This window comes from Streptomyces sp. NBC_00414, assembly GCF_036038375.1.
Lineage (GTDB): Bacteria > Actinomycetota > Actinomycetes > Streptomycetales > Streptomycetaceae > Streptomyces.
In genome coordinates, this window is record NZ_CP107935.1 from 6,321,578 (window position 1) to 6,335,253 (window position 13,676).

The window sequence follows — 13,676 nt, forward strand, 5'->3', positions numbered from 1 at the left end:
GCCTCTAGGGTGGCGGCCAAGGCTCGGTCCCTGCGGGCCCACCAGGCCCTTACCGGCCCTGCGGTCCGCTGCCGGGAGCGGACGGAGCGTCACCATTTCGAGGCCGTGGCGCTTTTCGTGTGACTCCCAGGGGTGCCGGATTGGCTTTCCCGCCGCAGGTGGGGGCAGGATGCGTCTTCGGGCGCGAGGGGTCCGGCCACGGACCCGGGTCCGGGGACCGCCGAGGACCCTGGCAGCATCGGCTTCGACGTGCCCGATATGCGGCTCCGCCGCGTGGCACGCCTCAACGGCAAGAAGAACACGGGAGTAACAACATGAACCGCAGTGAGCTGGTGGCCGCGCTGGCCGACCGTGCCGAGGTGACCCGCAAGGACGCCGACGCCGTTCTGGCCGCCTTCGCCGAGACCGTCGGTGAGATCGTCGCCAAGGGCGACGAGAAGGTCACCATCCCCGGCTTCCTGACCTTCGAGCGCACCCACCGTGCCGCTCGTACCGCTCGCAACCCGCAGACCGGTGACCCGATCCAGATCCCGGCCGGCTACAGCGTCAAGGTCTCCGCGGGCAGCAAGCTCAAGGAAGCCGCCAAGGGCAAGTAAGCGCTTAGCGCTTCGCTGAGAACGCTGATGGGGCGGCACCCGGACTTCCGGGTGCCGCCCCATCGTGGTTCGCTCGAAGATGGCCTCAGACGCCGGCCGGGCTGATGGTCAGCCGAGTGCCTTGCCCGGCAGCTCGACCTTCGCGCCCAGCTCGATCAGCTTCTCCATGAAGTTCTCGTAGCCGCGGTTGATCAGGTCGATGCCGTGCACCCGGGACGTGCCCTGGGCCGCCAGCGCCGCGATGAGGTACGAGAAGCCGCCGCGCAGGTCGGGGATGACCAGATCGGCGCCCTGGAGCTTCGTGGGGCCCGACACGACCGCCGAGTGAAGGAAGTTGCGCTGGCCGAAGCGGCAGCGGGAGCCGCCCAGGCACTCGCGGTAGAGCTGGATGTGCGCGCCCATCTGGTTCAGCGCCGAGGTGAAGCCGAGCCGGGACTCGTACACCGTCTCGTGGACGATGGAGAGGCCGGTGGCCTGCGTGAGGGCGACGACCAGGGGCTGCTGCCAGTCCGTCTGGAAGCCCGGGTGGACGTCCGTCTCCAGCGCGATCGACTTGAGCTGGCCGCCGGGGTGCCAGAAGCGGATGCCCTCGTCGTCGATCTCGAAGGCGCCGCCCACCTTCCGGTACGTGTTGAGGAACGTCATCATCGAGCGCTGCTGGGCGCCGCGGACGTAGATGTTGCCTTCGGTCGCCAGCGCCGCGGAAGCCCACGAGGCGGCCTCCAGGCGGTCCGGCAGGGCCGCGTGGGTGTAACCGCCGAGCTTGTCGACGCCCGTGACGCGGATGGTGCGGTCGGTGTCCATCGCGATGATCGCGCCCATTTTCTGCAGGACGCAGATCAGGTCCTCGATCTCCGGCTCGACGGCCGCGTTCGCCAGCTCGGTGACGCCCTCCGCGAGGACGGCCGTCAGGAGCACCTGCTCGGTCGCGCCGACCGACGGGTACGGCAGCTCGATCTTCGTGCCGCGCAGCCGCTGCGGAGCCTCCAGGTACTGCCCGTCCGCGCGCTTCTCGATCGTCGCGCCGAACTGCCGCAGCACCTCGAAGTGGAAGTCGATCGGCCGGCCGCCGATGTCGCAGCCGCCGAGGCCCGGGATGAACGCGTGGCCGAGGCGGTGCAGCAGCGGACCGCAGAGGAGGATCGGGATGCGCGACGAGCCCGCGTGGGCGTCGATGTCCGCGACGTTGGCGCTCTCCACGTGCGACGGGTCCATGATGAGCTCGCCCGGCTCCTCACCCGGACGGACCGTCACCCCGTGCAGCTGCAGCAGTCCGCGTACGACCCGCACGTCACGGATGTCCGGGACATTGCGCAGCCGGCTCGGAGCACTGCCGAGCAGCGCGGCAACCATGGCCTTCGGTACGAGGTTCTTCGCACCGCGGACACGGATCTCACCCTCCAGCGGGGTTCCGCCGTGGACAAGGAGTACGTCGTCTGAGCCGTTGACGGTCATGTATCTCGCGTTCCGGTTGGTGGGACAGGGGCGAAGCAGCAAGCGTAATGGCCGCCCACCCCCCTTCTGTAAGCCCAAGGGGCTCTCAGGCACGTCATAGCTTTGCCACAACACGAACCGTGCCTAATCGGACACACGGGGTCACCGGCCCCGTCGTGCGCTCCACCTGCGCCCCCGCGCTCTGAGCTGCATTCACGTGGGTACGGGTATTGCCTCCCCGTCCGCGGGGAAGATGCGAGATCATGTCTCGCATGACCGAGGTGTCCTCGCTCACAGGGCGGCTGCTCGTGGCCACACCCGCCCTGGCGGACCCCAACTTCGACCGCGCGGTGGTGCTGCTCCTCGACCACGACGAGGAGGGCTCACTGGGCGTCGTCCTCAACCGGCCCACGCCGGTGGACGTGGGCGACATCCTCGCGGGCTGGGCGGAACTCGCGGGGGAGCCCGGGGTCGTGTTCCAGGGCGGCCCGGTCTCCCTGGACTCGGCGCTCGGAGTGGCGGTCATCCCGGGCGGCGCCTCCGGGGAGCGCGCGCCGCTCGGCTGGCGCCGGGTGCACGGCGCGATCGGACTCGTGGACCTGGAGGCCCCGCCGGAGCTGCTCGCCTCGGCGCTCGGCTCGCTCAGGATCTTCGCGGGGTACGCGGGCTGGGGGCCGGGCCAGCTGGAGGACGAACTGGTCGAGGGTGCCTGGTACGTCGTCGAGTCCGAGCCCGGTGACGTCTCCTCGCCCGCTCCGGAACGGCTGTGGCGTGAGGTGCTGCGCCGTCAGCGCAACGAGCTGGCGATGGTGGCCACGTATCCGGACGACCCTTCGCTCAACTGATGTCCCCCGCCTTCAGTACTCTTGCGTTTATGAGCACTCTTGAGCCTGAGACCCAGCCCCAGCGAGGCACTGGGACGGGAACCCTCGTAGAGCCGACGCCGCAGACGTCGCACGGAGACGGGGACCACGAGCGCTTCGCCCACTACGTCCAGAAGGACAAGATCATGGCGAGCGCGCTCGACGGCACCCCCGTCGTCGCCCTCTGCGGCAAGGTGTGGGTCCCGGGCCGGGACCCGAAGAAGTACCCCGTGTGTCCCATGTGCAAGGAGATCTACGAGTCCATGGGCGCCGGTGGCGACGACGGCAAGGGCGGCGGCAAGGGCAAGGACGGCGGCAAGTAGCGCGGCCGGTCGCCGGTCTGGTGGCCCGACCGGTGGCCCAACCGGTTTTCCCGCACCCCGCGACGCCGTGAGGCGCGGGAAGCCGTGCGGACGGAGTACGGCCGCGGCGCCCCGGTGCGGGGTGCCGCGGCCGTGTCGTACCCGTGTGTCGACCGGCGGGTGCGGTTGTCGGGCGGCGGCGCGCTCTCGGCGTATCCGGGGCCTTTGTCCCGCCCGCCCGTTGCACGGAGTGCTTCAACCGGTCACAGAGTGGTTGAGACCTCTTGTGGGCATGTTCATGTACTCCATAGCCTCCCGGGTGTTGTGCAGCGCAAAACCACCATTGCACGTGCTGCAACGCGCCCCCGGAGGACGCCCCCATGAAGCTCGCACACCTCACTGCCCGCATGGCCGCCCCGATCGCCGCACTCGTCGTCGCCGGGCTCACGGCGACCGCCTGCGCCCCCGAGTCGTCCGACAACTCCGGTGGCAAGGACGAGAAGAGCGGCACCCTGCGCGTGTGGCTCTTCCAGGAGGTCACCAACGCGCCGAAGGAGAAGGTGGTCGACGGTGTCGTCACCGCCTTCGAGAAGGCCCACAAGGGCACGAAGGTCGACGTCCAGTACATCCCCGTCGAGACCCGCGCCGAGAAGATCAAGGCCGCCTTCAACGACCCCAAGAGCGCGCCCGACCTCATCGAGTACGGCAACACGGACACCGCCGGCTACGTGAAGGACGGCGGACTCGCGGACGTCAGCGAGGAGTTCACGGACTGGAGCGAGTCCAAGGACACCGACCCGACCGCCAAGCAGTCCGTCACGGTCGACGGCAAGATCTACGGAGCCCCCTACTTCGTCGGCGTCCGCGCCCTCTACTACCGCACAGACATCTTCGACGACCTGGGCCTCGACGTGCCCAAGACCCAGGCCGAGCTGATCAGCACGGCCAAGGAGATCCGGCAGGCGAAGCCCGACCTGTACGGGCTCGCGGTCGGCGGCGCCTACACGTACGGCGCGATGCCGTTCATCTGGTCCAACGGCGGCGAGCTCGCCGAGGGCAAGGGCGGCTCGTACGCCTCGACGATCGACAGCGCGGAGGCCCAGAAGGGCATCAAGGCGTACACCTCGCTCTTCGGTGACGACAACTGTCCGGCCGCCAAGTGCGCGGGCATGGGCGGCAACGACACCGTCACGGCGTTCGCCTCCGGCAAGGCGGCCATGGCCATCGGCGGCGACTTCAGCCACGCGGCGATCGAGGCGGGGAAGGTCAAGGGCAAGTACAAGGTCGTGCCGCTGCCCGGGGTGAAGTCGGGTGAGATCGCGCCCGCCTTCGCGGGCGGCAACAACCTCGGCGTGCTGAAGAGCACCACCCACCGCACCCTCGCCGTCGACCTGATGGAACAGCTCGCGTCGAAGAAGACGCAGGGCGCGCTGTTCGACGCGATGGGCTTCCTGCCGACGTTCACGGACGTGCGCCAGGACGTCGCGAAGCGCGAGCCGTTCGTCGAGCCCTTCGTGAAGACCCTCGGCGCCGGCGCCAAGTTCGTCCCGGCCTCGCCCGCCTGGTCCCAGATCGACGCCTCCCTGGTCCTGCCCACGATGTTCCAGGAGGTCGTCAGCGGACGTAAGGGCGTGGAGGCCGCCTCGAAGGACGCGGCCAAGAAGATGAACGACGCGTTCAGCTCCGTCGGATGAGCCGGATCACCGACCGCCCGCTTCCGGGGACCGGGGTGGCGCAGGCCGCCCCGGGGCCCCTCCCCGCGACAGCGGGCCGCAGGTCCCCGCTCGCCCGCGGTGGCTGGACGCCCTGGCTCTACCTCGCCCCCGCGCTCGTCGTCATCGGCGGGCTGCTCGTCTACCCCGTCTACCAGCTCGGCCTGATCTCGTTCCTGGAGTACACCCAGGCCCAGGTCAGTGGCGGCGAGCCGACGTCCTTCCAGGGCTTCGGGAACTACGCGACGCTCTTCCGTGACGAGCAGTTCTGGCAAGTACTGCTGGCCACCGTGGTGTTCGCGTCGGCGTGCGTCGTGTCGACCCTGGCGGTCGGCTGCGCGCTCGCCGTCCTCCTGACACGTGTCCGTGCCGTGCCGCGGCTCGCCCTGATGCTGGCCGCGCTCGGCGCCTGGGCGACACCCGCGGTCACCGGGTCGACGGTGTGGCTGCTCCTGTTCGACCCCGACTTCGGGCCGGTCAACCGTGTCCTGGGGCTCGGCGACCACTCCTGGACGTACGGCCGGTACAGCGCCTTCGCGCTCGTCCTGCTCGAAGTCGTCTGGTGCTCCTTCCCGTTCGTGATGGTCACGGTGTACGCCGGTATCCGCGCCGTGCCCGCCGAGGTCCTGGAGGCCGCGTCCCTCGACGGCGCCTCCCAGTGGCGGATCTGGCGCTCGGTACTGGCGCCGATGCTCCGCCCGATCCTCGTCGTCGTCACCATCCAGTCGGTCATCTGGGACTTCAAGGTCTTCACGCAGATCTACGTCATGACGAACGGCGGCGGCATCGCGGGCCAGAACCTCGTCCTGAACGTGTACGCCTACCAAAAGGCCTTCGCGTCCTCCCAGTACGGCCTCGGGTCGGCGATCGGAGTGGTGATGCTGCTGATTCTGCTGGCGGTCACGCTCGTATATCTGAGGCTGCTGCGAAGGCAGGGGGAAGAGCTGTGAGTTCCGTGACGTCCAGAGATTCCGCGCCGACCGGTCATTCCGTGGTGGTGAAGAGTTCGCCGGGATCCGCGGGTCCGCCAAGTCCCGCACGGCCCCCGGGATTCGTACGAAATCTCGTACGCCGTTCCGTGCAACGGCCGTGGCGGCTGGCCGCGGAGGTCTCGGCGCTGTTGATCGCGGCGGTTGTCGCATTCCCCCTCTACTGGATGGCGCTCAGCGCCTTCAAACCGGCCGGGGAGATCGAGTCGACCGAGCCGCGGCCCTGGACGCTGTCCCCAACGCTGGATTCCTTCCGGCGGGTCTTCGGGCAGCAGGAATTCGGCCGTTACTTCCTCAACAGTCTTGTCGTGGCGGTCACCGTCGTCGCCGTCTCGGCGCTCATCGCGTTTCTCGCCGCGACCGCCGTGACACGATTCCGCTTCCGGTTCCGGACCACCCTGCTGATCATGTTCCTGGTCGCGCAGATGGTGCCCGTCGAGGCACTGACGATCCCCCTCTTCTTCCAGATGCGGGACTTCGGTCAGCTCAACACACTGGGCGCGCTGATCCTGCCGCACATCGCCTTCTCGCTGCCCTTCGCGATCTGGATGCTGCGGGGCTTCGTGAAGGCCGTCCCCGAGGCGCTGGAGGAGGCCGCCTACATCGACGGGGCGAGCCGGACACGGTTCCTGTGGCAGATCCTTTTCCCGCTGGTCTTTCCTGGGCTCGTCGCCACCAGCGTGTTCTCGTTCATCTCCGCCTGGAACGACTTCCTGTTCGCCAAGTCGTTCATCATCAGTGACACCTCGCAGTCCACGCTGCCGATGGCCCTCCTCGTCTTCTACAAGCCCGACGACCCGGACTGGGGCGGCGTGATGGCCGGCTCCACGGTGATGACGGTCCCGGTGCTGATCTTCTTCGTACTCGTACAGCGGCGCCTGGTCTCCGGACTCGGCGGCGCGGTGAAGGACTGACGTGAGCGACGCGACACCCGTAGTCCCGGCATCCGACGACCCGGCATCCGGCGGCCCGGCCTCGCCCGGTGTGATCCCGGCGCCCCGCTCGGTGCGGGAGTCCGCCCGACCGGGCGCCCCGCTCAACGCGGACACCACCCTGTCGGCCGGCCCCGGCACGGGCACCACCGAACGCTGGCTGCGCCTCACCCTCGGCGCCGCCCTGGGACTTTCGCTGCCACCCGGCCCCGGAAACACGGCCGGTCCCGAAAGCGCGGCCGGTGCGGAAAACGCCCCGAACACCGTGCGGTTGCGTATCGACGAGACTCTGCGACCGGAGGCGTACGTACTCGACGTCGACGCCGAAAGGGGCATCGAGATCCGGGGCGGAAGCGGCGCCGGAGTGTTCTGGGGAGCCCAGACACTGCGTCAGCTCATCGGCCCTGAAGCCTTCCGGCGGGCCCCCGTCCGACCGGGCGCCACTCATGTCGTCCCGAACCGAACCATCGAGGACGCACCGCGATTCGGCTGGCGCGGTCTGATGCTCGACGTCTCGCGGCACTTCATGCCCAAGGACGGCGTCCTGCGCCAACTCGACCTGATGGCAGCGCACAAGCTCAACGTCTTCCACTTCCACCTCACGGACGACCAGGGCTGGCGTATCGAGATCAAGCGGTATCCGAAGCTCACGGAGACCGGATCATGGCGGGCACGCACCAAATTCGGTCATCGCGCGTCACCCCACTGGGAGGAGAAGCCGCACGGGGGCTTCTACACCCAGGACGACATCCGCGAGATCGTCGCGTACGCCGCCGAGCGGCATATCGCCGTCGTCCCCGAAATCGACATCCCGGGGCACTCGCAGGCCGCCATCGCCGCATATCCGGAACTCGGCAACACCGATGTCATCGACACGCACTCCCTCTCCGTCTGGGACACCTGGGGCGTCTCCAAAAACGTACTCGCCCCCACTGACAACGCCCTTCGCTTCTACGAGGGCGTCTTCGAGGAACTCCTCGGCCTGTTCCCCTCGGAGTTCATCCACGTCGGCGGCGACGAGTGCGCCAAGGACCAGTGGAAGGCGTCCCCCGCCGCCCAGGCGCGTATCGGGGAACTGGGCCTCGCGGACGAGGACGAACTGCAGTCCTGGTTCATCCGCCACTTCGACGGCTGGCTGACCGCCCGGGGGCGCCGGCTGATCGGCTGGGACGAGATCCTGGAGGGCGGGCTCGCGCCGGGCGCCACCGTCTCCTCCTGGCGCGGCTACCGGGGCGGCATCACGGCCGCACGGGCCGGCCACGACGTCGTCATGTGCCCCGAGCAGCAGGTGTACCTGGACCACCGGCAGGCCGAAGGCCCCGACGAGCCGGTGCCGATCGGTTTCGTGCGCACCCTGGAGGACGTCTACCGCTTCGAGCCCGTACCGCCGGAACTGACCCCCGCTCAGGCGCGGCACGTGCTGGGCACCCAGGCCAACCTGTGGACCGAGGTGATGGAGGACCGGGCCCGAGTGGACTACCAGGCCTTCCCGCGGCTCGTGGCCTTCGCGGAGGTCGCCTGGAGCGCCCTGCCCCCGCCGGCGGAACGCGACTTCGCGGATTTCGAGCAGCGAATGACCGCCCACTACGCGCGACTTGACGCCCTGGGGGTCGCCTACCGGCCGTCCGCCGGGCCGTTGCCGTGGCAGCGGCGCCCCGGAGTGCTCGGACGCCCGATCGAGGGACCGCCCCCGAACGTGTGAGGCGGCTTCCCGGGGGTGTCGCCCGGCGCGCTCGCCCTGGGACGGTGGCCTCTGAGGAGAAAGACACTCAAGGGGCGACGAAAACCGCCAATTGGCGCTGACGGGCGATGTGGTGCGAAAACGGACCATCCGCTGATGGCGGGTAGGAATGCCTCCTAGCGGACCCCCGCGTCGGGGAACGGGGAAGATGTGCCAGAGTTGCCACGTCCGCCCTGTCAGCACGTACCGTACGGCAACACAGGTGGGACCAGGTGGGGCAGCGGGAAGGGGCAGCCGGTTTTGACCACGCACGCACCGCAGGCGGCGCACGCCGTGACGCTGCCCGCCTCACTGGACGAGGCCGTGGCGGCCCTCGCAGCCATGCCCGCCGCCGTTCCCGTGGCCGGGGGCACCGACCTCATGGCCGCCGTCAACTCCGGACAGCTGAGGCCCGCCGCACTCGTCGGCCTCGGCCGGATCAGCGAGATCCGCGGCTGGCAGTACCAGGACGGCCACGCGCTCCTCGGCGCGGGCCTCACCCACGCCCGCATGGGGCGCCCCGACTTCGCCGCCCTCATCCCCGCCCTCGCGGCCGCCGCGCGGGCCGCCGGACCGCCGCAGATCCGCAACGCGGGCACCCTCGGCGGCAACATCGCCTCCGCGTCCCCCACCGGGGACGCGCTTCCGGTGCTCGCCGCGCTGGAAGCGACCCTCATCATCGCGTGCCCGGGCGGCGCCCGCCGTGAGATCCCCGTCTCGCACCTGCTCGCGGGCATGGAGATGCTGCGCGGCGGCGAACTCATCGGGTACGTGCGCGTGCCGCTGCTGCACGCGCCCCAGGTCTTCCTGAAGGCGACCGGACGGACAGGACCCGGCCGCGCCATCGCGTCCGTGTCGCTCGTCCTCGACCCCGCCCGGCGCGGGGTGCGGTGCGCCGTGGGCGCCATAGCGCCGATGCCGCTCAGGCCCCTGGACGCCGAACAGTGGGTCGCCTCACTGATCGACTGGGACAACAACCGCGCGATCGTCCCCGAGGCGCTGGCCGCCTTCGGCGAGTACGTCGCCGCGGCCTGCATCCCCGATCCGGCCCCCGAGGAGGACGGCTCCGTACAGCCGCTGCCGCCCGCCGTACTGCACCTGCGGCGTACCGTCGCCGCGCTGGCCCGACGAGCACTGGGGAGGGCACTGTCGTGACCGACGACCAGCACGGAGATCAGCACGGAGAGGGCACGCCCCGGGCGGGCAGCCGCTGGGACCCGCTGCCCCAGGGCGACTACGACGACGGTGCCACCGCCTTCGTCAAGCTCCCCGAGGGGGGCATCGACGCCCTCCTCGCGGACTCGCCGCTCGCCGCGCCCGGCCACGGCTACGTACCGCCGCCGATAACGGTCGCGCCCGGCACGGGTGCGGAGACCGATCCCGGGTCCGCCGGCTCCTGGGGCGCACCGCCCGAGGCGGCCGGTTCCGGGCAGCAGCAGGACGTGCGGTGGCCCGACCCGAACGCCCTGCCCGAAGAGCACCGGCAGGCCCCTCAGGACCCGTTCGCGTACAACCCCGCGGCCACCGGCCAGTGGAACTTCGACCAGCCCGCACAGGGCGACCTGGGCGGTCCGGGACACGACGTGCCGGGGCAGGACGTGACCGGGCAGTGGTCCATTCCCGTCGCCGACGGTGATCTGCCCGACGAGTCCGGTGAGTTCACCACGTCGTCGCTGGTCGAGCAGTGGGGCGGGAACCCGCCCGCCACGCTGCCGGGCGGGGCGGCCGCGCCCTGGGCCAACGAGCCGTGGGCCCAGCAGCAGGCCGAGGGACCGTCGCCCGCCGACGGCAGCGCGCCCCACGACGAGCACGGCGTCCTCGAGCACGCACCCGCCGAGCACGGCGCCGCCGAGATCATCGACGTCTCCGGAGCGCACGCCGACGAGATCGCCGTCTCCGTGGAGCGCGATGCGGGACGCGACACGGGGCGCGACGACGGACACCGGGAACCGGCCGGGGCCGCCTCCCGGCACGACCACCAGGAGTTCGCGGAGGACCCCGCCACCGAGCCGGAGGCGGCCTCCTCGGAGGAGCCCGGCGAAGAGGGCGCGGACGCCGCGTCCGCCACGGACGGCGACGCCGCCGCCGAGGAATCCGCGGCCGACGACCCCCAGGGCGTCGCCCCGCACAACGACCACCCCCTGGCCGCGTACGTCCTGCGGGTGAACGGCGTCGAGCGGCCCGTGACGGACGCCTGGATCGGCGAATCGCTGCTGTACGTACTGCGCGAGCGCCTCGGCCTCGCGGGCGCCAAGGACGGCTGCTCGCAGGGCGAGTGCGGCGCCTGCAACGTCCAGGTGGACGGTCGGCTCGTGGCGTCCTGCCTCGTGCCCGCCGTGACCGCCGCAGGGAGCGAGGTGCGCACCGTCGAGGGCCTCGCCGCCGACGGGCAGCCCTCGGACGTCCAGCGGGCGCTCGCCAAGTGCGGTGCCGTGCAGTGCGGCTTCTGCATCCCGGGCATGGCGATGACCGTGCACGACCTCCTTGAGGGCAACCCGGCGCCGACCGACCTGGAGACCCGCCAGGCCCTGTGCGGCAACCTGTGCCGCTGCTCCGGCTACCGGGGCGTCCTGGACGCCGTACGCGACGTCGTGGCCGAGCGCGAGGCCCACGCGGCCGACGGGCACTCCGGAGACGGCGACGAGGCCCGTATCCCGCACCAGGCGGGCCCCGGCGCCGGAGGCGTCAACCCGTCCGCGTTCGAGCCCCACCAGCCTCACCAGTCCCATGAGCAGCCGTACGGCCAGGACGGAGGCCAGGCGTGAGCAACGACACCGCCACCGCGACCACCGCGGAGCCCGGCACCGCGCCGGAGCAGCCGCCGCACGGCCTCGGCGTGTCCCTGCCGTCCGCGGAGGCCCGCGCCAAGACCGAGGGCACCTTCCCGTACGCGGCGGACCTGTGGGCCGAGGGCCTCCTGTGGGCCGCCGTCCTGAGATCACCGCACCCGCACGCGCGGATCCTGTCCGTCGACACGACCCACGCGCGCGAGATGGCCGGCGTCCGCGCCGTCATCACTCACGAGGACGTGCCCGGCACCGCGCTGCTCGGCCGCGGCAGGGCCGACCGCCCGGTGTTCGCCTCCGACGTCGTGCGCCACCACGGCGAGCCCATCGCGGCCGTCGCCGCCGACCACCCCGACACCGCGCGCATGGCCGCCGCCGCCGTCATCGTCGAGTACGAGATCCTCGACCCGGTGACCGACCCGGAGCAGGCCTTCGAGGCCGAACCGCTGCACCCCGACGGCAACCTCATCCGCCACATCCCGCTGCGCCACGGCGACCCCGACGCGGCCGGTGACATCGTCGTCGAGGGCCTCTACCGCATCGGCCGCCAGGACCCGGCCCCCATCGGCGCGGAGGCCGGACTCGCCGTGCCACGCCCAGACGGCGGCGTCGAGCTCTACGTGGCGTCCACCGACCCGCACACCGACCGCGACACGGCCGCCGCCTGCTACGGGCTGGAGCCGGAGCGCGTGAAGGTCGTCGTCACCGGCGTCCCCGGCGCCACCGCCGACCGCGAGGACCAGGGCTTCCAGCTGCCGCTGGGGCTGCTGGCCCTCAAGACGGGCTGCCCGGTCAAGCTCACCGCGACGCGCGAAGAATCCTTCCTCGGACACGTCCACCGGCACCCCACGCTCCTGCGCTACCGCCACCACGCGGACGCCGAGGGCAAGCTGGTCAAGGTCGAGGCGCAGATCCTCCTCGACGCGGGCGCGTACGCGGACACCTCGTCGGAGGCCCTCGCCGCCGCCGTCTCCTTCGCCTGCGGCCCCTACGTCGTCCCGAACGCCTTCATCGAGGGCTGGGCCGTACGCACCAACAACCCGCCCTCCGGACACGTACGCGGCGAGGGCGCCATGCAGGTCTGCGCCGCCTACGAGGCCCAGATGGACAAGCTGGCCAAGAAGCTGGGCGTCGACCCGGCCGACCTGCGCATGCGCAACGTACTGGCCACCGGTGACGTCCTCCCGACCGGCCAGACCGTCACCTGCCCGGCCCCCGTGGCCGAACTGCTGCAGGCCGTCCAGGACTACCCGCTGCCCGCCCTCCCCAAGGACACCCCCGAGGACGAGTGGCTGCTCCCCGGCGGCCCCGAGGGCGCCGGCGAACCCGGCGCCGTGCGGCGCGGTGTCGGCTACGCCCTGGGCATGGTCCACATGCTCGGCGCCGAGGGCACCGACGAGGTCTCGACGGCCACCGTGAAGGTCCACGACGGCATCGCCACCGTGCTCTGCGCGGCCGTGGAGACCGGCCAGGGCTTCACCACGCTGGCCCGGCAGATCGTCCAGGAGACGCTCGGCATCGAAGAGGTCCACGTGGCCTCCGTGGACACCGACCAGCCCCCCGCGGGCCCCAGTTGCCGAGGCCGCCACACCTGGGTCTCCGGCGGCGCCGTCGAACGGGCCGCGAAGATGGTCCGTACGCAACTGCTGCAGCCCCTGGCGCACAAGTTCGGCATGTCCACCGAGCTGCTCCAGATCACCGACGGCAAGATCACCTCGTACGACGGCGTGCTGTCGACGACCGTCACCGAGGCGATGGACGGCAAGGAGCTGTGGGCGACCGCGCAGTGCCGCCCGCACCCCACCGAGCCGCTGGACGGCGCGGGCCAGGGCGACGCCTTCGTGGGCCTCGCCTTCTGCGCGATCCGCGCGGTGGTGGACGTGGACATCGAACTCGGCTCGGTCCGCGTGGTCGAACTGGCGCTCGCCCAGGACGTGGGCCGCATCCTGAACCCCGCGCAGCTCACCGCCCGGATCGAGGCCGGTGTGACACAGGGCATCGGCGCGGCCCTCACGGAGAACCTGCGCACCGCGCGCGGGCTGGTCCGCCACCCCGACCTCACCGGGTACTCGCTGCCGACCGCCCTCGACGCCCCCGACATCCGCATCGTCAAGCTCGTCGAGGAGCGCGACGTGGTCGCGCCCTTCGGGGCCAAAGCCGTCAGCGCGGTACCGGTCGTGACGTCCCCCGCGGCGGTCGCGTCCGCGGTACGGGCGGCCACGGGGCGCCCGGTGAACCGGCTGCCGATAAGGCCCCAGGCGGCCGTGGTGACGGCGACCCAGTGATACGGCGTGGCTCTTCACGGGAGTAGCTCTCCCGGGGGCCGCGACGGACTGCGAGGT

The 13,676-nt window shown here is 71.2% G+C and carries 11 protein-coding genes; 10 read left to right on the forward strand and 1 reads right to left on the reverse strand.

Features of this window, described 5'->3' with window-relative positions; genetic code table 11:
• Positions 1-314 precede the first annotated feature (314 nt).
• The gene (locus OHS59_RS27520; protein ID WP_007382399.1) at positions 315-596 is read left to right on the forward strand and encodes an HU family DNA-binding protein; all 282 of its coding nucleotides are present in this window, start codon (positions 315-317) and stop codon (positions 594-596) included.
• 108 nt (positions 597-704) lie between these two features.
• On the opposite strand, the gene murA is transcribed toward OHS59_RS27520, so the two are convergent.
• The gene (murA, locus tag OHS59_RS27525; RefSeq protein WP_189775097.1) at positions 705-2,051 is read right to left on the reverse strand and encodes a UDP-N-acetylglucosamine 1-carboxyvinyltransferase; all 1,347 of its coding nucleotides are present in this window, start codon (positions 2,049-2,051) and stop codon (positions 705-707) included.
• Between the two features lie 251 nt (positions 2,052-2,302).
• On the opposite strand from murA, the gene OHS59_RS27530 reads away from it, so the two are divergent.
• From OHS59_RS27530 to OHS59_RS27570, 9 genes are all read left to right on the forward strand, one after another.
• Positions 2,303-2,875 carry a YqgE/AlgH family protein gene (locus OHS59_RS27530; protein ID WP_328496043.1) on the forward strand — a complete coding sequence of 191 codons (573 nt, stop codon included), beginning with the start codon at positions 2,303-2,305 and terminating at the stop codon, positions 2,873-2,875.
• A 29-nt stretch (positions 2,876-2,904) separates the two neighbouring features.
• Positions 2,905-3,216: a DUF3039 domain-containing protein gene (locus OHS59_RS27535; RefSeq protein WP_189775099.1), complete on the forward strand. Its 312-nt coding sequence runs from the start codon at positions 2,905-2,907 to the stop codon at positions 3,214-3,216.
• Between the two features lie 359 nt (positions 3,217-3,575).
• Entirely contained in the window at positions 3,576-4,889 is a 1,314-nt protein-coding gene (locus OHS59_RS27540; RefSeq protein ID WP_328496044.1) for an extracellular solute-binding protein, read from the forward strand.
• Positions 4,886-5,857 carry a carbohydrate ABC transporter permease gene (locus OHS59_RS27545; protein ID WP_328496045.1) on the forward strand — a complete coding sequence of 324 codons (972 nt, stop codon included), beginning with the start codon at positions 4,886-4,888 and terminating at the stop codon, positions 5,855-5,857. Before OHS59_RS27540 ends, OHS59_RS27545 begins: the two co-directional genes overlap by 4 nt.
• 128 nt (positions 5,858-5,985) lie before the next feature.
• Positions 5,986-6,810 carry a carbohydrate ABC transporter permease gene (locus tag OHS59_RS27550; RefSeq protein ID WP_328496046.1) on the forward strand — a complete coding sequence of 275 codons (825 nt, stop codon included), beginning with the start codon at positions 5,986-5,988 and terminating at the stop codon, positions 6,808-6,810.
• Positions 6,811-6,880: 70 nt separating this feature from the next.
• Positions 6,881-8,530 (forward strand): beta-N-acetylhexosaminidase, encoded by a 1,650-nt coding sequence (locus tag OHS59_RS27555; RefSeq protein WP_328499381.1) that lies wholly within the window; start codon positions 6,881-6,883, stop codon positions 8,528-8,530.
• Positions 8,531-8,809: 279 nt separating this feature from the next.
• Positions 8,810-9,703, forward strand: a complete 894-nt coding sequence (locus OHS59_RS27560; protein WP_210882217.1) for an FAD binding domain-containing protein — start codon at positions 8,810-8,812, stop codon at positions 9,701-9,703.
• On the forward strand, positions 9,700-11,313 hold the full coding sequence (locus OHS59_RS27565) for a 2Fe-2S iron-sulfur cluster-binding protein (RefSeq protein ID WP_328496047.1): 1,614 nt from the start codon (positions 9,700-9,702) through the stop codon (positions 11,311-11,313). The genes OHS59_RS27560 and OHS59_RS27565 overlap by 4 nt, the downstream gene beginning before the upstream one ends.
• Positions 11,310-13,619, forward strand: a complete 2,310-nt coding sequence (locus OHS59_RS27570; RefSeq protein WP_328496048.1) for a xanthine dehydrogenase family protein molybdopterin-binding subunit — start codon at positions 11,310-11,312, stop codon at positions 13,617-13,619. Before OHS59_RS27565 ends, OHS59_RS27570 begins: the two co-directional genes overlap by 4 nt.
• Positions 13,620-13,676 lie beyond the last annotated feature (57 nt).